The 20607-nt window shown below is 59.6% G+C and carries 19 protein-coding genes and 1 pseudogene; 10 read left to right on the top strand and 10 right to left on the bottom strand.

Annotated features, from left to right (window positions below; translation table 11 throughout):
* Window positions 1–7 precede the first annotated feature (7 nt).
* The 4 genes from AC1DNK_RS24080 (at window position 8) to dhaL (AC1DNK_RS24065) (ending at window position 4583) form a co-directional block, all read left to right on the top strand.
* On the top strand, window positions 8–1000 hold the full coding sequence (locus AC1DNK_RS24080; RefSeq protein WP_477943689.1) for a dihydroxyacetone kinase subunit DhaK: 993 nt from the start codon (window positions 8–10) through the stop codon (window positions 998–1000).
* 11 nt (window positions 1001–1011) lie between these two features.
* A complete protein-coding gene (gene dhaL / locus AC1DNK_RS24075) occupies window positions 1012–1659 on the top strand; it encodes a dihydroxyacetone kinase subunit DhaL (RefSeq protein WP_477943688.1) in 648 nt (215 codons plus the stop codon).
* Window positions 1660–1860: 201 nt separating this feature from the next.
* Entirely contained in the window at window positions 1861–3885 is a 2025-nt protein-coding gene (locus AC1DNK_RS24070; RefSeq protein ID WP_477943755.1) for a bifunctional sugar-binding transcriptional regulator/dihydroxyacetone kinase subunit DhaK, read from the top strand.
* A 56-nt stretch (window positions 3886–3941) separates the two neighbouring features.
* A complete protein-coding gene (gene dhaL, locus AC1DNK_RS24065) occupies window positions 3942–4583 on the top strand; it encodes a dihydroxyacetone kinase subunit DhaL (RefSeq protein ID WP_477943687.1) in 642 nt (213 codons plus the stop codon).
* A gap of 184 nt (window positions 4584–4767) precedes the next feature.
* Here the strand turns inward: dhaL (AC1DNK_RS24065) and AC1DNK_RS24060 are convergent, their stop codons facing one another.
* The 7 genes from AC1DNK_RS24060 to AC1DNK_RS24030 form a co-directional block, all read right to left on the bottom strand.
* Complete coding sequence (locus tag AC1DNK_RS24060) at window positions 4768–4989, bottom strand: hypothetical protein (RefSeq protein ID WP_112540874.1); 222 nt, start codon at window positions 4987–4989, stop codon at window positions 4768–4770.
* A gap of 602 nt (window positions 4990–5591) precedes the next feature.
* Window positions 5592–6614 carry a ribosome small subunit-dependent GTPase A gene (rsgA, locus tag AC1DNK_RS24055; protein ID WP_477943686.1) on the bottom strand — a complete coding sequence of 341 codons (1023 nt, stop codon included), beginning with the start codon at window positions 6612–6614 and terminating at the stop codon, window positions 5592–5594.
* A 62-nt stretch (window positions 6615–6676) separates the two neighbouring features.
* Complete coding sequence (locus tag AC1DNK_RS24050) at window positions 6677–6904, bottom strand: hypothetical protein (protein ID WP_477943760.1); 228 nt, start codon at window positions 6902–6904, stop codon at window positions 6677–6679.
* A 121-nt stretch (window positions 6905–7025) separates the two neighbouring features.
* Window positions 7026–7775, bottom strand: coding sequence for an N-formylglutamate amidohydrolase (locus AC1DNK_RS24045; RefSeq protein WP_477943685.1), 750 nt, complete (start codon window positions 7773–7775; stop codon window positions 7026–7028).
* A complete protein-coding gene (locus AC1DNK_RS24040; RefSeq protein WP_477943684.1) occupies window positions 7772–9091 on the bottom strand; it encodes a glutamine synthetase family protein in 1320 nt (439 codons plus the stop codon). The genes AC1DNK_RS24045 and AC1DNK_RS24040 overlap by 4 nt, the downstream gene beginning before the upstream one ends.
* Entirely contained in the window at window positions 9088–9732 is a 645-nt protein-coding gene (locus tag AC1DNK_RS24035) for a cysteine hydrolase family protein (RefSeq protein WP_477943683.1), read from the bottom strand. The genes AC1DNK_RS24040 and AC1DNK_RS24035 overlap by 4 nt, the downstream gene beginning before the upstream one ends.
* Window positions 9725–10627 (bottom strand): MurR/RpiR family transcriptional regulator, encoded by a 903-nt coding sequence (locus AC1DNK_RS24030; RefSeq protein ID WP_477943682.1) that lies wholly within the window; start codon window positions 10625–10627, stop codon window positions 9725–9727. Before AC1DNK_RS24030 ends, AC1DNK_RS24035 begins: the two co-directional genes overlap by 8 nt.
* 416 nt (window positions 10628–11043) lie before the next feature.
* On the opposite strand from AC1DNK_RS24030, the gene AC1DNK_RS24025 reads away from it, so the two are divergent.
* From AC1DNK_RS24025 to AC1DNK_RS24000, 6 genes are all read left to right on the top strand, one after another.
* Window positions 11044–12027 carry an ABC transporter permease gene (locus tag AC1DNK_RS24025; RefSeq protein WP_477943681.1) on the top strand — a complete coding sequence of 328 codons (984 nt, stop codon included), beginning with the start codon at window positions 11044–11046 and terminating at the stop codon, window positions 12025–12027.
* Between the two features lie 49 nt (window positions 12028–12076).
* Window positions 12077–13093 carry a sugar ABC transporter substrate-binding protein gene (locus AC1DNK_RS24020; protein WP_477943680.1) on the top strand — a complete coding sequence of 339 codons (1017 nt, stop codon included), beginning with the start codon at window positions 12077–12079 and terminating at the stop codon, window positions 13091–13093.
* Window positions 13094–13166: 73 nt separating this feature from the next.
* A complete protein-coding gene (locus tag AC1DNK_RS24015; protein WP_477943679.1) occupies window positions 13167–15290 on the top strand; it encodes an ABC transporter permease in 2124 nt (707 codons plus the stop codon).
* A complete protein-coding gene (locus AC1DNK_RS24010) occupies window positions 15287–16336 on the top strand; it encodes an NHL repeat-containing protein (RefSeq protein ID WP_477943678.1) in 1050 nt (349 codons plus the stop codon). The genes AC1DNK_RS24015 and AC1DNK_RS24010 overlap by 4 nt, the downstream gene beginning before the upstream one ends.
* Window position 16337: 1 nt before the next feature.
* On the top strand, window positions 16338–17846 hold the full coding sequence (locus tag AC1DNK_RS24005; RefSeq protein WP_112540883.1) for a sugar ABC transporter ATP-binding protein: 1509 nt from the start codon (window positions 16338–16340) through the stop codon (window positions 17844–17846).
* 18 nt (window positions 17847–17864) lie between these two features.
* Window positions 17865–18275: a carboxymuconolactone decarboxylase family protein gene (locus AC1DNK_RS24000; RefSeq protein ID WP_477943677.1), complete on the top strand. Its 411-nt coding sequence runs from the start codon at window positions 17865–17867 to the stop codon at window positions 18273–18275.
* Window positions 18276–18852: 577 nt separating this feature from the next.
* On the opposite strand, the gene AC1DNK_RS23995 is transcribed toward AC1DNK_RS24000, so the two are convergent.
* The 3 genes and pseudogenes from AC1DNK_RS23995 to dnaE2 all read right to left on the bottom strand — a co-directional run.
* Window positions 18853–19395: an N-acetyltransferase gene (locus AC1DNK_RS23995; protein ID WP_310300336.1), complete on the bottom strand. Its 543-nt coding sequence runs from the start codon at window positions 19393–19395 to the stop codon at window positions 18853–18855.
* Complete coding sequence (locus AC1DNK_RS23990; RefSeq protein ID WP_477943754.1) at window positions 19395–19703, bottom strand: type II toxin-antitoxin system TacA family antitoxin; 309 nt, start codon at window positions 19701–19703, stop codon at window positions 19395–19397. The genes AC1DNK_RS23995 and AC1DNK_RS23990 overlap by 1 nt, the downstream gene beginning before the upstream one ends.
* A 248-nt stretch (window positions 19704–19951) precedes the next feature.
* Window positions 19952–20457 (bottom strand): annotated as a pseudogene (dnaE2, locus tag AC1DNK_RS23985) (error-prone DNA polymerase); the annotation flags it as partial.
* Between the last annotated feature and the right edge of the window lie 150 nt (window positions 20458–20607).

Here is a 20607-nt window from a genome sequence, read left to right as displayed (position 1 = left end):
AGATCCCATGCAGCGGTTCGTCAACAATCCCGATCTCGTCGTCGAGGATACAGTCAAGGGCTTCATCAAGGCCCACTCCGATATCGTGCGGCTTGCCGAAAACCCGCGTGTTGTCGTCGCCAAGAACGCGCCTGTGAAAGGCAAGGTTGGCGTGATCACGGGTGGCGGTTCTGGCCACGAGCCCGGTTTCATGGGCTACACTGGCAAGAACATGCTGGACGCCGTCGCCGTGGGCGAGCTGTTCTCGTCGCCGACCGCCAAGAGCTTCCACGATGCAATTCGCGAAGCCAATGGCGGCGCGGGCGTCGTCTGCCTCTATGGAAACTATGCTGGCGACAATATGAACGTGAAGATGGCGACCAAACTTGCCGCCAAGGACGGCATCGAGGTCGCGACCGTCGTTGCCAATGACGACGTCTGCTCGGCACCGCTGTCGGAACGCGAAAAGCGCCGGGGCGTTGCGGGCGAGATCTTCATGTGGAAGATCGGCAGTGCCAAGGCGACCAAGGGCGGCAGTCTCGAAGAGGTTCGCGCCGCGGCGCAGAAGGCGATCGACAATTGCCGCTCGATCGGCGTCGGTCTCGGTCCTTGCACCCTGCCGGCCGTCGGTCATCCGAATTTCCAGATCGAGCCGGGTACGATGGAAGTCGGCATCGGCCACCACGGCGAGCCTGGCGTGCGCGTCGAGCCGCTCAAGACTGCGGTCGAGGTGGCCAAGGACATGTGCAAGATCGTGCTCGACGATCACAATCTTCCGGAAGGCACCGAGGTTGCTGTTCTTGTCTCTGGCCTGGGCGCCACGCCGCTCAATGAACTCTACATTCTCAACGACACGATCGAGAGCGAGATCAGCGGCCGAGGTCTCGTTGTCTACAAAACCTATGTCGGCAATTACTTCACGTCGCTTGAGATGGTCGGCGCGACGCTGACGGTCTTTGCTCTCGATGAAGAGACGAAGCCGCTGCTCGACCTCGAAACGTCCTGCACAATCTTGCTCTAGGGAACGCTGACATGCAAAGTTTCAAGAATGCCTCGGCGGGCGCCATCGTTCTTTCGGTGGCCGACCGTATCGTTGAAAACCGGGCCTATCTCAGCGAGATCGATGGCAAGATTGGCGACGGCGACCATGGGGTTAACATGGCCAAGGGGTTCGGCATGGCGGCGGAGCGTCTGAAAGGCCAGGACTCATCGCTCAGCGGCGCGTTCGAGACGCTGGGCACGTTGCTGATGACCGAGATCGGCGGCTCAATGGGCCCGCTCTATGGCGTCATGTTCACCGAATTCGGTGAGACAATCGAGGGCAGGAATGCCGTCGATGCCAAGCTGTTCAGCCAGATGTTGCATGCTGGCCTGGATGGCATTCAGTCGATCGGCTCGGCCAAAGTCGGGGACAAGACGCTGATTGATGCCTTTGTCCCGGCGGTCAATGCTTTCGACGAGGCGACAGCATCCGGAAAGTCTTTTGCCGATGCGCTCGCGGCTTTGGCGGGAGCAGCCGAAAAGGGGCGCGATTCGACGATCGATCTGGTCGCCAAGATCGGCCGCGCCAGCCGCCTGGGCGAACGCTCTCGCGGTGTTCTGGATGCGGGCGCGACCTCCTGTGCCCTCATTCTCAGTGAAATTTCAATCGGTGTTGCTAGCCGGCTCGAGGGCGGCTGATCAGACGGTTTGTCTCCCAAGACAGCGCGGCCTCGCCCCTTGGCGGCGGGCCGCGCGCCGCGCGGTTGCAATGCGTTGGTATTGGCGGCATCTTCCCGGCAGATCTAAGCGGGAGTTCATTCCAGAGTGGCAGCGGTTAAGACCCAGCAGGCGCGAAAAGCAGGCGCAGGCAAGAACGACTTCGCACAGGCGCCGGACGCCATGCCGTTGCGCTACGGCGACGACCCCTATGTCTGGGCATGCTGGCTCTACTACGAAGACGGATTAACTCAAGGCGATATCGCCGAGGTGATGGGCATATCCCGCGCAACGGTGAACAGCTATCTCGCCGACGCACGTGATCGCGGCATCGTCAACATTGCTATCGAACCGGCACGGCTTGCATCGCTCACCGTTGCGCAAGCGCTCAAGCGGCATTTTGGCCTTGCCGACTGCCTCGTCGTTCCGAGCGAGGACACCGCCAGGCCGCTGATTGACAGGATCGGCGTTGCCGGCGGCCAAGCGCTGCATCGATTGATCAAATCGGGCGATACCGTCGCAGTGTCGTGGGGCCGCACGGTGCTGGCGATCAGCGAACGCGCCGAGGTTCCAGGATTGCAGGATGTCACCGTTGTGCAGGCAACGGGCGGCACGCGGGCAAGCTTCGCCTATACGCCTGAACTCTGCGCCGCGGCCCTGGCCAACGCCGTCAACGGCAAGCTGATCAACATCTCCGCACCCGCCATCGTCTCGGCGAACGCCGTGCGTGAGTCGTTTATGCTAGAGCCGTTGATCGAGAGCCAATTCGGTGCTCTTGCTGGTGCCAACAAGGCGCTCTTTGGCATTTCGTCGCTGCGCCCCAATTCCACCATTCATACCAGCGGCTTCTTCGAATCTGTTCCACTGCAGGATTATCTAGCCAAGGGCGCCGTCGGCGTGCTGGCCGGACGTTTCATCGATGGGCAGGGCCGCGCGATCGCAGGGCCGCTCGACGACAGAACGATCGGCATTTCCCTTGAGATGCTGAAGAATATCGATCTGCGCATTGCCGCCGCCGGCGGCTTCGACAAGGTGCCGTCCATCCTTGCGGCGTTGCGCGGCGGCTATGTCAACGTGCTGATCACCGACGCTGCGACCGGCCGCGGCATTCTCAACGCCGATGGCGTGACCGATATCGATCAGCGATCGCCGCAGCGCCTGCGGCCGGACAGCCAGACGCCGCTACCGCCCGCGGCACGAACGCGCGTGAAAAAATTCCTCAACGATCCGGACAACGTTGTCGAAGAGATGCTGGATGGCGTGGTGCGCGCCCATCGCAAGTATCTTTCGCCGATCGAAAAATCACACCGCGCGCTGGTTGCGCGAGACGGACCAAGACCGGGCAAAGTAGGGCTGGTCATCGGTGGTGGATCCGGACATGAGCCGGGATTCCTGGGTTATATCGGCAAAGGTTTGGCGGATGCCGTCGCGATCGGCAACATCTTCTCGTCACCGCCTCCCATACCCATCCTGCAGTGCGCGAAAGCCGCATCCGGCGGCGCCGGCGTTCTCTTCGTTTATGGCAACTACGCCGGCGACGTGATGAATTTCGAAATGGCGGCGGAGATGGCAGAGGCTGCGGGAATTCCCGTGCGAACGGTTCTTACCACCGACGACATCACCTCTTCGCCGATCGAAGACCGGGATGGGCGGCGCGGCGTGGCGGGCAATTTTTTCACCTTCAAGATAGCTGGTGCGGCCTGCGATCGCGGTCTGCCGCTCAATGCCTGCGAAGCCGTGACCCGCAAGGCGAATTTACAGACCTACACGGTCGGCGTGGCGCTTGAGCCATGCTCCATGCCGCAGACGCAACGGCCCAATTTCGAGATCGGCGCCGAAGATATCGAGTTCGGCATGGGCATCCATGGTGAACCGGGCGTCATTCGCGAAAAGATGATCAGCGCCGATGAGATCGTCGACAGGGTGATGGATCGGATATTCCTGGAGATGAGGGCGGCCAAAGGCAGCCGCGTCGCCGTGCTAATCAACTCGTTCGGCGGGACGCCGATGATGGAGCTCTATATCCTGTTCAGACGTGTCGAGCAGCGGTTGAGTGCCAAGGGCATTGCTATCGAAGCCAATTGGGTCGGGCACTACTGTACGTCGCTCGACATGGTCGGGGCGTCCATCTCGATCATGGAGCTGGATCAGGAACTGACGGAACTCTTGCACCATCCCTGCGACACCGCGGTGCTGAAGATAATGTAAGATCGGCATGCACCGGCCTCATCATCGGGCGTCTTGTGCACATGGGAGGGGAAGCAATGGCAGAGAATGATGCGCGCAAGCTCAACCGGATGTTCAATCGGATATCCAGCTTGATCGCGGCAGAAAAAGACTACCTGACCGAGCTTGACGGCGCGGTTGGTGATGCCGACCATGGGATAACGATGTCTCTTGGCTTTGGCGCCGTCGCTGGTGAATTGGCACGGTCCGATCTCGACGAGATGCCGCCGTCGGTTGTGATGACAACCGCAGCTTCGGTGTTTCTCAACGCCGTCGGCGCCTCTACAGGTCCTCTTTATGCGACAGCGTTTTTACGTGTCGCAAAGGCACTGGAAGGCCGGCAGTCTCTGGACGCTGCGGGCCAAGTCGCCATGTTGGAGGCGATAACGCTTGGCATACAGGAACGCGGGAAGGGCCAGCGTGGCGACAAGACGATGCTTGACGCCTGGATTCCGGCCGCCGAGGCGGCTCGTGCAGCACTCGTGCGCAAAAGCGGGGTAAGGGAACTGTGGCGTGACGTGGTGGTGGCAGGCGAGGGTGGGGCGGAGGCCACACGTTCAATGGTGGCGGTGCGCGGACGAGCGGCGCGGCTTGGCGAGCGATCCCTCGGCCATGTCGACCCGGGCGCGGCTTCTGCGGTTCTGGTTTTGAAAGCGATGATGGAAGTATTCGCGGATTGAGTTGATCAGACCGGCATTTGTCGCGTGACATCCGATAGCAATGCTCCATCCGATTGCACCGGGAACACAGCTTCAGCGGCTGGAGGCAAGACGGGCTTGCGCGAGAACATACGCCAAATGACCGATTGCAGAGGAAAGAGGGCCAGAGCAAGATTGTCGTCGGTTCGGACGCACCAGCACGATGTCAGGGCAGCGGCTTAATCAGCCGAAGCCTGTTGCCAGGTGCAAACTCGACGATACGGTCCTGCTCCAGGGCTTCGAGCACCGCCGTGATCTCATCCTGCGTAAACCCCGCTGCATTCAAGGGAACCCCGAGTTCGAAAAGGTTGATCGTCACATCCGGATTTCCTTTCATCGCACGGAGCCGTTCGGTTATTGCGGCTTCGGTATCTTCAAATCGGCCCATCTCAACTCTCTGCCCGCTTCATCTTCGGCGGGAACGTAGAGGAAACTGCAGCAATTGTCGCGCTATGGCTTCGCATTGCTTCGAGAGCGATGAGGCTTCAGGTGCGATCCAGCGGCCAGATCGGCCGCTTTACATGGACGTAGGGCCGCAACTCCGCGCGCGGCGTGGCCAGAGCGCCACTGTCGCAGACGACGACCTGGCCGGCGAGTGGCTCGAAGGGCGGCGCGGAAATGCTGCATCGACTTCAACACCAGGAATTTCAGCGATGCAGGGTCGCGCCGCGGGACAGCCATGGGACCAATGCACGCGAGTTCGCGTGCCACCTGCCGTTAACAGCACGTTTGACGATTCCGATCTCCTTTCGCTACGCGGGGGTCTGCAGGAGGCATTTTCGTGCGGTCTGGAGATCGTTGCCTTCGATCCCAACCGGAACGATTATCTGCTGCTGCCGATCTTGCGTGGCCCTGCCGAGAAATAAACCGTGCCGGCGGGGCATGGCGGTGGGAAAGTTACGCTGATAAACTTCTGCCCCGGGATTAGCCAAGATACGAATCAAGGCCGGGTCCTGGCAACGCCGCTAACGCGGCGCCCGCCACAGGCGCTCAATATTTCTTCTTGCGAACGATCTTGTTGCCGCGTGGTCCGCTCACGACAGGTGTTCGCTCACGGTTTTCCACAAGCAGGCTGCGCCAGCGTTCCAAGCGATCGGTGGACAGGGCGCCACTTGCAACAGCTGCCTGGACGGCGCATCCGGGTTCATGGGCATGGGTGCAGTCGCGAAAGCGGCAAAGCGGCGCCAGCTCGGTGATTTCAGCAAAGAGTGTATCTATGCCGTCGGCAACATCGCTCACGTAAAGTGTTCTTATTCCTGGCGTATCAATGACCCAGCCGCCGCCTGAAATTGCGTGCAGGGATCGAGCCGTGGTCGTGTGCCGGCCCTGTGAATCATATTCCCGGATCGCGCCCGTCTTTTGCTTTGCGTCAGATCCCGACGCCGTCATTGTGTTCACAAGCGTCGATTTTCCGACACCGGAGGATCCCACCAGCGCGACCGTCTGACCTGCGCCGCACCAAGGTCTCAACTGCGACACGGCATCGGCAGAGCGCCCGTTTAGGGCGACGACAGGCACATCCCGTTGTAGCGCCCCGGCTTCCGTCATGAACCGGCCGGCATCTTCGGTGACGTCGGCCTTTGTCAGCACAATCACCGGGCTACTGCCGGCCTGGATCGCCATGATCAGGTAGCGTTCCAGCCGGGCAAGATTGAAATCCGCATTGCATGAGGTGACGATGAACAGCGTGTCGATGTTGGCGGCAACAAGTTGCTGGCCACGTCCACCTTCCGGGCGTCGTTGAAAGACACTCTTCCGATCGAGACGGCGGACAAACATACCGGTTAGGGGATCGGCAAGAATCCAGTCGCCCACCGCATATTCAGCAGTGTTGGCGTGGGCCGGAAGTTCAATTCCGACCGGTCCAGTGACATCGATTGCCTCAAGGCGTGCCCGGTGAACTGAAGCGATCCGTCTGGGGATCAAGTCCACCTCGCTGGGCTGGACCTGTTTCGCGAAGAATTCAGACCACCCAAGCAGTTCGAGCGGTGAAGAAATGGGTAAGCGGGTCAATCCTGCACCGCATCCGGATAAGTTGTCATAACGGGTCTCAATGCTGTTTTGCGGGTTGGCGCCTAACGGCGTGGCTGTTCCCGCTTTGGCAGAGAGGTTGCATAGGCCGCAGCCTCGCCGGGATAGGGGAAATCTTCCCCGAGTTGACGGTCACCGTCATAGACCTTGAAGGCAGGCCCATCAAATTCAACGATCTTATAGCCGTTCACATATTCAAACTTCGGTGTTTTCCAACCCAAAAAGTTCTCCAGTACCGGTCCACGTTTCGCAGTTTCGAGAATGATGCTCAACGGCTCATGTGCAGTCGGCTGTCATCTACCACTTATTAGCACAAAATGCGATCAATCAACGCGGCAATAAAGATGCGCATTTCCCGCCGGCGCGCAGGAAGACATCGCGAACATGCGGGCTTCAGCTGAAGGCCTCGGCAAGATAACGCGCCCAGCGCAACTGACCATCGGCGGATCCGATCAGGTCTTGGCGGATCTCGACCAGCACGGCATCCAGCCCTCGGTCTTCGCCATGGACAGGGATGGCGTAGTCGCTGATCCGTTCGATGACATAGGGCACGTTCGCGCCGATATTCAACTTGGTGTTCTCCGTCAGACGCTCGATCATCTGCCTGCCCAATCCGAACGACTTGTTGAACAGGATGCCTGCATGCCAGGGGCGCTGCTCTCCCAGGAACACCGGTGTGAACGAATGGATCGCAATGATTTTGGTTGGCCGTCCTTGCTGCTGACGCAGGTCGAGATGCTGCGAGATTGCAGCCTGGAACGGCGTGAATATTCTGTCTGTTCTGAGTTGCCTGTCTTCGGCCCCAAGCTGGACATTGCCGGGGATATCTGTTGCTTCGGACCGTTCGGGAATGCTCGTCGGACTTCCGGGTGGCCTGTTGAGATCGATGAGAAGCCGCGAGTATTTGCCGAGGAAACACGGGGCGTCGAGATGTTGCGAGAGCGCGCGGCTGACAGCGTCCGCTCCGATATCCCAGGCGATATGGCGAACCAGGTCTTCGGGCGATAACCCGAGGCCGCCAAACGTCTCTGGAATGTAATTCGAGGCGTGCTCGCAGATCAGCACGATCTCCGACCGGCCTTCCGCGTTGAGCAGCTCGACGGGATCTGGCCATGCGTGAAAATCTGATGTCCGGCTGCTCAATATACCGCCCTGTAGCTGGCGCAGGTTGCCTCCTCGTCGAGGCCTTCAAGCGACTTGATTTCGAACGCCTTCATTCCGGTGAAGGTGTCCAGGAATACCTTCGGGAACCATGATGCGACGACCGGATCGCCTTGCAGTGCATTGAGGGCGTCCTCAAGCGTTTCCGGGAGCCGTCGAAGACCCAGCTCTGCGCGGTCTGCTTCCGTCAGTTCGTCGGGGTCGCCGGAGTGAACGGGCGGACAGGGCAGCCGCGCCTTCAGGCCTTCCAGACCGGCGCGAACAATGGCCGCCAGCGCCAGATAGGGATTTGCCGTCGCGTCGGCAGCACGATATTCGACGTTGAAGCTTTTCGCCGGATCGTTGCCGCCGATCGTCACCGTCGGGCATATCCTGAGGGTCGCTTCCCGGTCCTTGTCGCCGAGCCAAGTGTAGGAAGAGCTCCAGTTGTGCGGCTTCAGACGATAGTAGGAGGAGACGCTCGACGCCGTTAATGCGGTGATCGCTGGAAGATGCTTGAGGATGCCGGCGCAGAAGGTGCCAGCCGCTTCCGACAGTCCCGATGGCCCTGAAGCGTCATAGGAGGCCGGTTGTCCGTCGGCCCCGACGAGACTGAAATGAATATGGACACCGTTTCCGACCGATGACGGCGATGTCTTCGGGGCAAATGACGCCTTCCAGCCGCGGTTACGGGCGATTTCGCGGATGATCTCTCGCAGAGCGACGGCACGGTCGGCGGCTGCAAGTCCGTTTGAAGGTGCATTCGTCACCTCGAACTGGTCTTCCCCATATTCCGAGATGATGACTTCAGGTTTGAGACCGGCTTCGTCGAGCGCCTCCATCACCTGCGAGGCGAAGCCATCCACGCGCCGCAAGCCGGCAAAGGACATCACATGTTCGCGTGGCAGGCCGGCGTCCAGCAGTTTGAACTCGTGTTCGAAAGCGGCAACGATCGTCAGTCCGGTCTGTGCCTTCAGGTCATCGAGAGCATTGGCCAGGATGGTTCTGGTGCAGCATGCCCAGGGCTGGCCGTCCAGTTCCACAAGGTTGCCCGGCACCATATCGAATGGCGTGTCCGCGCCGGTCTTTGCGGTGCGGAATCGGGCTGTCGCGTCCGGCAGCAATCGCAGATCGCCCGAAGAGCCCCACGGATTGGGATGCGCAATGACGTTGAACGGCGTCAGCGAAAGGTTCGCCTGCAGCCAGCCGACGCCGCCCGTAAGCATCTTTTCAAACGCGCTGCTGGCGACAAAGCGGCCCCGGGTCACCGCAGCAATGTCGGTCGTGACGATCCCGGTCAGAGCCCCGGCGCCGGTCATGCAGCCGACCTCGCAGCCAGGCGGTTGACGACCGTATCGGTGTCGGTGAGCCAGCAATAGCCACCGAATGCCTTCAAGGCGATGTCATGGCGTTCCTGGGACGCGGCGGCGCAGGCGTCGGATACGCAGGTAACGTAGTAACCGCGATCTGCCGCGTCTCTGACGGCCATGTCAACGCATTGGTCGGTCATGATGCCAGAGATGATCAGGTAGCGGATGCCGAGATTCTTGAGAACGTAGTCGATGTTGGTCGAGTTGAAGACGCCGGACGACGTCTTCGGGATGAGGATCTCGTCATTCCTCGGGCCGAGATTTTCAGGAGGAAAGCCCTCAGGGCTGCTTGGCGGGATATGGATTGGCGTCAGCTTGTGATCGAGTGATCTGTCACGGCCATCCTCCGTCAGGCTCTGGATGATCGTGTGCAACACCTCGATGCCGTTCGCTCTTGCCGCTGCAAGCAGGCGCTCGTTGTTCGGAATGGTGACCGATGCCGTCTGGCGGTAGAAATAGTGATCGGGACCACGCTCCGGATGATCGGGATCGAGCCCCGGTTCCAGCCAGATGCGCTGCATGTCGACGAGCAAGATCGCCGTTTCGCCTGGGACGTAAGGGGCATCCCGCCTCAGAAGTGGGCTAGGCATCGCTTGTGGTACCTTTCGTGCGCTTGGGGCCGGGTTGGGTGGAGCTGACATTGTCGGCGCCATCGAGCGTGACGTCATTGTGGGCACGCACAGCTTCGAGGCTTTCAACGCGCCTGCGCGTCGCTTCGTCGAGCGAGGCGAGAATTTGTGCTACCAGCGCCTCGATCTGGGCCACGGCCGGTGCCAGCGTGTCGTAGGGCGAGGGCACGTCGAGAGGACAGATGATCGTGACTTCGGCATGTTCCGCGATCGGCGAGAGCCACTGATCGGTGAACAGGATGACGGATGTTCCGCGATCGGCGGCCTGCGAGGCAAAGGCGATGACGTCGTTCTGATATCGCCTGTAGTCAAAGGCGATCAGCACATCTCGCTTGCCATAGTCGACCAGAATGTCGAACGACTGTGCGGAAAGCGTGCCGATATCCTGCACGTTCGGCCGGAACTGCGACAGATATCCGGAGAGCATTCCGGCGATGTGGCGGCTGAAGCGGCCGCCGACCAGGCCGACGCGTCCCTTGGTCTTCATGATGATCTTGGCGACCTTATCATAGGTATTGCTGGGCGTCGCGCCGATCGTCTTGTCGATGGTCTCGGAGACAGCGTGAAGATAGGCCTCTGCAATGCCTTGGACCGCGCCATCCTGCCTCTTTGCCTCCATCATCAGCAACGGAGAATGGAGACGGGCCTCGACTTCCGACAGCAACCGCTTCTGCAAATCGGGAAAACCCTCAAAGCCGAGCTTGACCGCAAGACGAACGACAGTCGCATCGCTGACGCCTGCCTTTTTGGCGAGATTTCCAGCCGTACCGAGGCCGGATGCCGGATAGTCGGCCAGAAGAATCTGCACGATCCGTTCTTCCGAAGGCGTCAGCACCAGCTTTTGATCTAACAGCAATGTCCTGACGTCCGTCACGGCTGCTCCCTCTGAATTTCAATCTGCGAAATACAATAAAATGGCAAAATATGAAAGGAATTTTTCAGATCGTCCTTTCTGCGGCGCCGTCCCCGTTTCTTGTCGATCTCATTTCAAGCTTTTGCGCTTCATCGCATCATGAAATGATATTGACATCGCGGCGGGCAGAGGCCTAACGTTCTCGCAACGCAGCAACAGACTGCGTGGGAACAAGTCGAATAGCACCGTACAGCATGCACCGCTCCGCGCATTGGCGTGGAGGAGCGCCGAGAATTTGATTTCGCGCGAAAGCCTCTTTGCGTTGAAATTCCTTCTCCAACTCCGGCTGTATTTAGGGGCCTCAAACTTTGACGATCTTCCCGCGCACCGGCAGGCTTCGCGTGATTTGGGGACGTGGAATGAAACGTAGCGGACTGCATCTGACGGCGTTGAGCCAGGAGACGATCGTGGCCGCGATCGCCGTCATCATCTTTATCGTGGCGTCGGCTGCTCTGCCTGGTTTCTTCACGGCCGAAAATGTCGTCTCGATCATCCGCTCGGTATCCGTGCTCGGCATCCTGGCGCTCGGCATGGCCGTCGTCATCATCGGGCGTGGCATCGATCTGTCGGCCGTCGCCGTCATGGCGATGTCTGTCGCGTGGTATCTCCAGCTGCTCAACGACGGAAGCTCCGGCTGGCAAGCGCTCGCCCTTGTGCTCGCAGGGGTCATCGGTATCGGCCTCCTCAACGGCTTTCTGGTCGCTTATGCCGATGTGCCGGCGATCTTCGTCACCCTTGCCAGCGGGTCGTTCGTCTTCGGCTTCGTCCGCTCGCAGCTGATCGCCCAGGATGCCGTGCCGGTTCCGCCTGACAATTGGCTGCAGCTGTTCGGTGGTCTGCGCTTTCTCGACATCCCGATCGAGGTCTTCATTTTCGCCGCTCTCGCGTTCGTTATCTTCCTGTTCCTTCGCTACACCAAATGGGGACGTTACGTGTATTATGCCGGGGACAATCCGGTCGCCGCCCGCAACGCGGGCATGCCCGTCAGGCCGATGCTGGTCTTTCGTTACGTCCTCTCCGCGCTCGTCGCGTTTCTTGCCGGCCTGCTGACGGCCGCCAGCCTTCACTCGATCAATACACGCGTGGTCAACTCGACGCTCCTCTATGACATCGTGCTGGTCGCGGTGATTGGCGGGATTGGCCTTTCGGGGGGAAAGGGGAGCGTTCGCAACGTGCTGTTCGGGTCCGCGCTGATCGGCATCATGCTGAACGCGATGACCATCATCGACATCCCGCTGATCTACCAGAACCTGATCAAATCCACGATCCTGCTCGTCGCCATCGTAATCGACGGGCTTCTCAATCCGCGTGACGAGCAGACGGCCCAGCAGGGGGACATCTGAACGTGTCGCGGGACGAACGAATTCATCCGTCAACTCATCGGGGGACCCCATGAAATACGTGAAGGCACTCTTTGCCGCAGCGACTTTGTCGCTGTCGGTTTTCGTAACCGCCGCTCCAGCGCAGGAAGATCCGGGTCCGGCGGCCTATTCCCAAGCCCTCAAAGGCAAGCGGGTAATGCTTGTGCCGATGGCCATGGGCTTCGACCTCGCCCAGGGCTGGGCGCATTATATCCAGACTGAAGTTGAAGCCTTCGGTGGGACCTTCGAGACACGCGATCCCAACTGGAGCGTCGAGGCCGGCGCTCAGGCGATCACCGAGGCGATCTCCTCGGACACCCGGCCTGATGTCCTCATCGTCCATTCGCCGGACCTGAACTCCTACGCGCGTCTGCTCAAGAAGGCGCAAGCCGCCGGTACATACGTCATCCTGATCGACAATCCTGCAAACTTCGCCGCTGACGCTTTCGTCGGAAGTGATTGGGACCGCCTTGGCCAGCTGGAAGCCGAAGCGGTGATCAAGGGCTGCGGGCCCAATTCCTCGAAGAAGATTGGCCTCGTTCAAGGCGACCAGGTCAATGCCTCCAGCCTCTACCAATATGCCGGCATCACCAAGGTTCTGGCGAAGAACCCGGATTTCCAGGTGGTTGCGAAACCCGATTCCAACTGGGATGCGACGACCTCCCGCAACGTCACCACGACGATGCTTCAGCAGCACCCCGATATTTGTGGCATCATCGATTTCTGGGATGGCGACGCCTCGGGTGCAGCTGCAGCCATTCGCGACGCCAAGCTGCAGGACAAGGTGTTCCTCGTCACCACCGGCGGCGGTGAAAAGGCTGCCGACTGCGATAATCTAGAAAACGGCACCTACGGCGCAGTCGTGATGACCGAACTTCATCACCAATCGCGCGACATCAACGCCATCATCAAGTTCCTGCTGCAGAGCGGCCAGCCTGCCGGCACCTCCAAGGCCTATATCTACACGCTGGAAAAGGCGACGACCAAGGCAGACCTGAAGCCTGACAGCTGCTGGGACCTCAAGGCACTGAAGACGGCCGCGAAGTAGGCTCCCGTCTGCAAATGGAGCCCCTCGGCCGAGGGGCTTCGCACTTCTTTCCCATCTCATCCGGTCCATACACATGACATTCAGAGAACGCTTGCAGGCGTGGCGATACAATTTGATCCCGGATCACCTCGCCGGCGAGATCCTGACCAAGCGCTGGACCGACAATGCAATACCATTCCTTGCCCTGGTGATCGTCGTCGCCGGATTTGGCTCGGCAATCCCGGGTTTCTTCAAGATCAATTCGCTCCAGGATTCGACCCGTCAGCTCGGCGAGTTCTCGATCGTCGTCACCGGGCTGACCGTCGTCATGCTGGGGGGCGGGATCGATCTTTCGGTCGGTTCGATTTTTGCGCTGTCCTGCTTTGCGGCTGTCTCCACCTTCTTCATCTTCGAGCAGCCCGTCTGGGTCGCCCTGCTGGCCTCGATCGCGACCGGTGTCGCTTTCGGTGCGATCAACGGCTATCTGGTCGGTTTTCTCAGGCTCCGGGCATTTCTGACGACGCTGGTGACCTTCATCATCGGCAGAGCGGTCTACGACATCCTCGTCGTCAATTTCGCCGCCCAGATCCAGATGTCCTCGGCCATGTCCGACGTCTGGGATTTCGTCGGCGATGGCACGGTGCTCGGCATATCTGTGTCCGTCCTGACGGCGATCGTCTTCATCGTCCTGACGCATATTGCCCTGACGCGGTCGCGCCCAGGCTGGCATATTCTCGCCGTCGGCGGCTCGCGCCGCTCGGCGCATAATGCCGGCATCAAGGTCAAGCGGACCGTGTTCCTGACCTATGTATTCTCTGGGCTTTGCTCCTCGATCGCAGGCTTCCTGATTGCCTGCCGGCTGAGCGGGGCAGGGCCCGGCACGGGCCTCAACCTCGAGATTCTGGCGCTTACGGCGGCGGTCGTCGGCGGCAATAGCCTTGGCGGCGGAAGAGGGTCGGTCATCAAGGGCCTGATGGGCGCAATCATCGTCCTCGTCATGACCAACGGTCTTATCCGGCTGGGTTACGGAACCGGCACCAACCAGATGGTACTCGGCCTGATGCTGGCAGTCGCCGTCACGATCGATATCAGATGGCTGAAGAACCGTCACAAGGTCTTGAACGAAGTCTATGTCGCTCCCGTCTACCTGCGGATGGGGGAAGCGCAATCCGCCGTCCCCGGTTCGGGCACGCCCTATGCGCTGGACGACCGGTTGTCGCAGACGCAATATATCGGCCTTGGCGAGCTCGAAGGTCCCGAGGATGTCATCCTTGATGATGACGACAATCTCTATTGCGGCACGCGTCACGGCGAGATCGTCCGCTTCTTCGCCCCTGATTACCAGCGCTCGGAAGTCTTTGCCCATGTCGGCGGCTTCCCGCTGGGCCTCGCCTTCGACAAGGGCCGCAACCTGATCAGCTGTGTCGGTGCGATGGGTCTCTATTCGATCGCGCCGGACCGCACGGCAACCAAGCTGACGGCCGAGACATCGAGGTCCTGGACTTCCGTCGTCGATGACGCGCGGCTGCGCGACCCGAACGACTGCGACATCGCGCCCGACGGCCGGATCTACTTCACCGACTCGACGAAGCGCTACGACGCGCATGACTGGGCGCTGGACTCGATCGAAAACCGCGCGACGGGCCGCTTGCTGGTCTACGATCCAAAGACTGGCAAGACCAAGACCCTGCTGGATGGGTATCGCTACACCAACGGCGTTTGCGTCGCCCATGACGGCAAATCAATCTTCTTTGCCGAAAGCTGGGCCTGCCGTGTTCACCGCTACTGGCTGGAAGGACCGAAGGCCGGCACAGCCGAATGCGTGATCGCCGATATGCCTGGCTATCCCGACAATATCAATCGCGCCTCGGACGGCACCTATTGGATGGCCTGGCTCGGCATGCGAACACCAAGCTTCGACCTGTCGCTTCGCCACCCAGGCATGCGCAAGCGCATGACCCGGCGCCTTCCGCAGGATGACTGGCTGTTTCCGAACATCAACACCGGCGGCATCGTCAAATTCGATGAGACCGGAACCATCCGCGATGCCATGGCCGATCTTTCCGGCGTCTCACACCCGATGGTCACATCGATGCGCGAGCACAAGGGCTATCTCTATGTCGGGGGCATCCTCAACAACCGCGTCGGCCGCTACAAGCTCCCGACCGCCAGTCAGACATGGACCGGGCCGTCCTCTTATTGGGGGAGCGCCCGATGATCTTCGATCCGATCCTCGATCTGTTTCGCGGTAAGGCAGTGACCATCCCGCCGCTCGACGGCGCATTCCGTCCGAATCAGGCGCTCGACGACGCGCCGCTCATCGCGACATTGCATGACGTCGACAACGCGGTCGTGCATGATGGCCAAATTGTCGTCTCGTCTGGACGCAAACTGCTTTCCATCTCGTCCACCGGGCAGCAACAGCTGCTGCAGACGTTCGACGCGGAAATCTGCGCAATGGCGGCATCAGCTTCGGGAACACTGGCGATCGCGCTGGTATCCGGCGCACTCGTTCTCGATCGCGAAGCGCTGCCGCTTCCCGGTGAGATCAGCTGCATCACCGCGCTTGCCTTCGCCCCCGACGGGGCATTGTGGCTGGCAAATGGTGCAGATGGCATCGCGCCGGATCAATGGGCACGGGATCTCATGTCAAAAGGGCGCTCAGGAAGCGTCTGGAAGATCGAACCCGGCAGCCGGGCGCCGCGCAAGGTCGCCGGCGGCCTGGCGTTTCCCTACGGACTTCTGGCGAATTCCGATGGGGTTGCCGTTAGCGAAGCCTGGCATCACCGGATCGTCAGTATCTCGGCATCCGGCCGCGTCGGCACGGTCGCCGACAATCTTCCCGGATACCCGGCGCGGCTTTCTCGTGCCGCCGATGGTGGTGCATGGCTCTCGATCTTTGCTCCGCGTAACCGCCTGATCGAATTTGTTCTTCAGGAGCAGCGGTATCGCGAAGACATGATGGCAAGCGTCCCGCCGGAATTCTGGATCGCGCCATCGCTCTCATCGGGAACAAGCTTTCTCGAGCCGCTGCAGTGCGGCGGCATCAAGACCATGGGAATACACAAGCCTTGGTCGCCGAGCCGCTCCTATGGTTTGGTCGTCAAGCTTGATGCCCGGCTGCAACCGCTATCGAGCCTGCACAGCCGCGCCGATGGCATCAGGCACGGCACCACCAGCGTTGCCGAACATGAGGGCAGGCTATTCATCACCTGCAAAGGCGCCGGCATGCTCGTATCCACGGATGTGGCGGAGGTCAGATAAAATGGCGGCAGCAAACGAGATCATCGTCCACCTGGAGAACGTCACCAAGGAGTATCGCGGCGTTCCCGCGGTCAAGAATGTCAGCTTCGATTTGCGCAAGGGCGAAGTTCACGCTCTGCTTGGCGAAAACGGCGCCGGCAAGTCGACGCTGACGAAGATCATCGCCGGTGTCGTCGAACGGACGTCCGGTACCATGACCCACCATGGCAAGGAGGTCAGCTACGGCTCGCCGTACCAGGCGCTGGACGCCGGCATCGCAATGGTCTTCCAGGAGACCAGTCTCGTACCGTCCATGACGGTGGCACAAAATCTCTATCTGGGGACGGAAGGCTTTCTGAACCGCCTGCGCGGCATCTACATCTCCGCTCAGCAGTTTCTGCAGTCACTCAACTTCCCTGTCGATCCGACGGCTATGGTCGAAACCCTGGGTGCCGCCAAGAAGCAGATGGTCGAGATTGCCCGCGCCGTTCACCACAATGCCGAGATCATCATTTTCGACGAGCCGACTGCAACGCTGACCCCTGAAGAGAAGCGCCACTTTTTTGCACTCGTGAGGCGGTTGAAGGCGAGGGGAGTGTCGATCGTCTTCATCAGCCATGCGCTCGAGGAAGCGTTGGCGATCGCCGATCGCATCACCATCCTTCGTGATGGTGAACTCGTCGCATCGGGAGACACGTCGGAGTTCGACCGGGAAAAGATCATCGCGGCGATGGTCGGCAGAACGCTCACCGGAGAGCTTTATCGCAAGCGTGATTCATCGACCATCCGCAAGCCCGGCAAGAAGGTGCTCTCGGTTCAGGACCTGTCGATGAGCAATGTTGTGCGCAACAACTCGTTCTCGATTTTCGAAGGACAGATCACCGGAGTCTTCGGGCTTATCGGATCGGGCCGGACCGAAACCTTCAAGGTCGTCTCCGGCATCTACAAGCGCGACTTCAAGCGCGGCGGCTCTGTCGAGCTCGATGACAAGCCCGTCCGCTATTACGTTCCCCGCGAGGCGGTGAAGGACGGCATCGTCTACGTCACCGAGGATCGAAAGAGCGAGGGTTTTTTCGAAACGATGTCGATTGCCGAGAATATCTTCGGCGGTCTTCTGTCCGCCGACCGCGAGAAGAGCAGCATCATCAGCATGAGCGAGATGCACAAGCTTGCCGTCGAGTGGACGAGCAAGCTGAACATCCGCGCGATCAACGACAACGCGCGCGTCGTTGAACTGTCAGGCGGCAACCAGCAGAAAGTCGTGATTGGCAAGGGTCTCGTTCAGGAGCCGCGGGTGGTGATCTTTGACGAGCCGACCCGCGGCGTCGATGTCGGCGCCATCGCTGAAATCCATCAGATCATCAATGAGCTCGCCGATCGCGGATTGGCGGTCGTGGTGATTTCATCCTATCTGCCAGAGATCATGAACCTGTCGGACCGCATCCTTGTCTGCAGGCAGGGCCGGATCGTCGAGGAATTTTCGCCAGGCGATTCCACCGAGGCAAAGATCATGTACGCTGCCGTCCACTGACGAGCGAAAGGAACGACAATGGCGACCGTGAAACTCCTGACCGATGCCGAAATCGAAGTGATCCCGGCTGCGAAGGCCGTTTTCGACGATATCCGGGCGACCCGGAAGTCGGATTTCATCAACAACTTCTGGCGTGGCCTCGCCAATGATCCGCCCTTGCTGAAGCGCACTTGGGAAGGCCTCAAGGCCGTCATGGCTGTCGAAGGCGTCCTCGATCCGCTGACGCGCGAGATGATCTACATAGCGGTCTCTACCGCAAATGGCTGTTCCTATTGCGTCCATTCGCACACGGCCGCAGCAAAGGCGCGTGGCATGACTGAAGCTCAGCATGCGGAACTGCTGGCGGTGATAGGGCTCGCAGGGCAAACAAATCATCTTGTGACCGCGATGCAGATCCCGGTCGATGAGGCGTTTCTTTGGAGAAGCTAACCCAAGCGCATTATGGCCGCCTTGGAGGGTAGGGCATCAGCCACTTTCCCGCAAATAGGCAGCAAGGGTTCGCGCCAAGTCGGTCAACCGTTGCTGGATGACATTGGCAAGATCCGTGTCCCCGGGCATAAAGCGTCGGATGCGTTTGTTGGTGTTCGACGCTTTGGAACGATATCGAGACCTTCGGCATTCTTCACCACCTGCGCGACGAGACGATCCTCACGTTCGAACGTGAGATCGCCTATCCGGGTGGGCGCCGAACCGGCCGTTTATTCGGCTTCCGCCGTCGCCAAGGATTTCTTTGCCGATCTGGCCAGACAGGCTGAGGAATACCTTCAGGAAGTAGAGGCACTCACAGGCAATCGATAGCGGTGCAAACCAGCTTTTCGGTCAGCCGACGCTATGGCGACAGCAGCTTTTGCCAGCATGGAGAATGAGCGCAACGAAATCAGGTAGCACTAGCGTGGCATGGTGCTCCGGGTTTACGACGCGGCGGTTCGGGCGGCCTGCCTCACATTATAAACTGGCATTGAATCTTTACGGGAAAATCGTCGAAGGACGTCTGAGCGGCAGGGCGTTAGTCGAACATCTTCTTGATCGTTGCGACGGCGATGAACATCCGCATCGCGTTGGTGGCCAAGGGCTGAAAGCCGTATTGCTTGTAAAGCTTCACCCGCCTCTCGGTTCGCGCTGCATCACCGCAATCAAGGACATCGAGCATGACGATAGCCGTTCCGATCTCATCGGAGATCCGCGCTATTCTCATGAGACAGTCGATCAGCAAGTCGCCGCCGTATCCGCTGCCCGCGAATTTCAGGTCGCGACCGATCATCGAGATGTAGGCTGCCGGAATTGAGCCGTGTCCGGGCCGGTCACGGGCAAACTTCTTCGGAAGCTCGGTATAGTCCACGGCATGGTTGTTGATGGCGTAGAAGCCCATCACTAAGCCTCCGTCCCGAGTCATCACGAAAACACGAAGATTGTCGCTCTTTTGAAGCTTGTTTGCCGTCTTCTGGAAAAAGTTATCGACCTGCTCAATCCCGCAAGAAAAAGCCGCCCGATCGTGCTTTGAAGGATCGAACGGCTCGATGATCGGCTTTGGTGCCTCACTCTGCGGCATTATTTTGAGACGACAGTCGCGCTATGACGCTTGAAAGCTGCCTTAAGGCTATCTGTCGGCTCTGGCGGATTGTCCAGCGCCGCAAAAAAGGCAGCATGATCGGCCGGCTGCAAAAGGGTCCGTTCATGAGCGGCAATCGTGGTCATAGCCGCTTGATAAGCCGCGTTGATGGTAAAAGCGGAATCGTCCACACCGGACAGCGCAGCAGCACGTTGGATTGCTGTCTTGATCCGCGCCTTCGTACGAAAGCCCATACGTGCGTCGCTTGGCTCATCGAGCTCTGCGGTCATATCTTTGAAAGCAACCATCATCGCCTCCTGGTCAGGATAATAGTGTCATTATCTATGTACGTCTAAACGACGTACACGTCAAGTTAGCAGATGGATCATTGTACGTCATACATACGTACAATGACGATCGAACTGCGTCCATGATTCTTTTGATCGGCTGTTACGGCAGCGCTGCTGTTGCCGTCGAAGAAACAGAACCATCGACTTCAACGTTCAGCAATCGTGAAAATCAGCAGGGGCCCTCAATTCACGCAACCGCACCGCTATCAGTGAAAATTCCGCGCCTTGATCTTCAGTGTGTCGATATGAAGGTCCGGAACGAACATATCGCGCGGAGCGATGACCGGCTTCGGTGTATCCCGCGGATCCGGCCCTCCGCCATGGGCAAACTCGTCGCCGCGGCCGGCCGGCAATCTGAAGGCCTCGTCGCGATCGGCGAGGCCGAGATCGCCAGACAGGTCGAACAGCTGATGGGCAACGAGATGAACGACCTGCCGGCGCTTCTCGAACAGCGTCGGCCAGACGACAAGGTTGGCGGGACCGGTTTGGTCCTCGATGGTGATGAACATGAAGCCTTTTGGATCCCGGCTTTTGGCGCACGAGGACAAGGCCGGCCGTATAGACCCATCGACCGTCGCGCGCTCATCGCATCGGCGCAGGTGATGAGGAAGGCAATCGGATGCTGCCGCAGGGTCAGCCCGGTATGGCTGCAATCCTAGATGACGTTATGGCCATCCGTCATCTGCCGAAGTGCCACCGCCGGCTCCTGCTGCAGCGTGTTCCATAATGTTGATTATGCGATTTTGATGTGTAGCGGGGTACATTCTATTTCCAAGTGCGACATGCCAGTAATTTCAATGGCTTCACTTTGGAGATTTTGGCATGTCGCTCGTTCCCTTTCTAATTTGCATCGGCGCCGCAT

The organism is Rhizobium sp. 01N424 (assembly GCF_056399485.1).
The sequence above is the reverse complement of the archived record's forward strand: the minus strand, read 5'-3'. Positions and strand labels throughout refer to the sequence as shown.

Coding starts and splice junctions, on each gene's coding strand:
- AC1DNK_RS24035 (WP_477943683.1), bottom strand. CDS start 9,732: ATGCCTAGCCCACTTCTGAGGCGGGATGCCCCTTACGTCCCAGGCGAA.
- AC1DNK_RS23995 (WP_310300336.1), bottom strand. CDS start 19,395: ATGCCGCAGAGTGAGGCACCAAAGCCGATCATCGAGCCGTTCGATCCT.
- AC1DNK_RS24060 (WP_112540874.1), bottom strand. CDS start 4,989: ATGGGCCGATTTGAAGATACCGAAGCCGCAATAACCGAACGGCTCCGT.
- AC1DNK_RS24010 (WP_477943678.1), top strand. CDS start 15,287: ATGATCTTCGATCCGATCCTCGATCTGTTTCGCGGTAAGGCAGTGACC.
- AC1DNK_RS24020 (WP_477943680.1), top strand. CDS start 12,077: ATGAAATACGTGAAGGCACTCTTTGCCGCAGCGACTTTGTCGCTGTCG.
- AC1DNK_RS23990 (WP_477943754.1), bottom strand. CDS start 19,703: ATGGTTGCTTTCAAAGATATGACCGCAGAGCTCGATGAGCCAAGCGAC.
- AC1DNK_RS24000 (WP_477943677.1), top strand. CDS start 17,865: ATGGCGACCGTGAAACTCCTGACCGATGCCGAAATCGAAGTGATCCCG.
- dhaL (WP_477943688.1), top strand. CDS start 1,012: ATGCAAAGTTTCAAGAATGCCTCGGCGGGCGCCATCGTTCTTTCGGTG.
- AC1DNK_RS24015 (WP_477943679.1), top strand. CDS start 13,167: ATGACATTCAGAGAACGCTTGCAGGCGTGGCGATACAATTTGATCCCG.
- AC1DNK_RS24005 (WP_112540883.1), top strand. CDS start 16,338: ATGGCGGCAGCAAACGAGATCATCGTCCACCTGGAGAACGTCACCAAG.
- AC1DNK_RS24025 (WP_477943681.1), top strand. CDS start 11,044: ATGAAACGTAGCGGACTGCATCTGACGGCGTTGAGCCAGGAGACGATC.
- dhaL (WP_477943687.1), top strand. CDS start 3,942: ATGGCAGAGAATGATGCGCGCAAGCTCAACCGGATGTTCAATCGGATA.
- AC1DNK_RS24070 (WP_477943755.1), top strand. CDS start 1,861: ATGCCGTTGCGCTACGGCGACGACCCCTATGTCTGGGCATGCTGGCTC.
- AC1DNK_RS24080 (WP_477943689.1), top strand. CDS start 8: ATGCAGCGGTTCGTCAACAATCCCGATCTCGTCGTCGAGGATACAGTC.
- AC1DNK_RS24040 (WP_477943684.1), bottom strand. CDS start 9,091: ATGACCGGCGCCGGGGCTCTGACCGGGATCGTCACGACCGACATTGCT.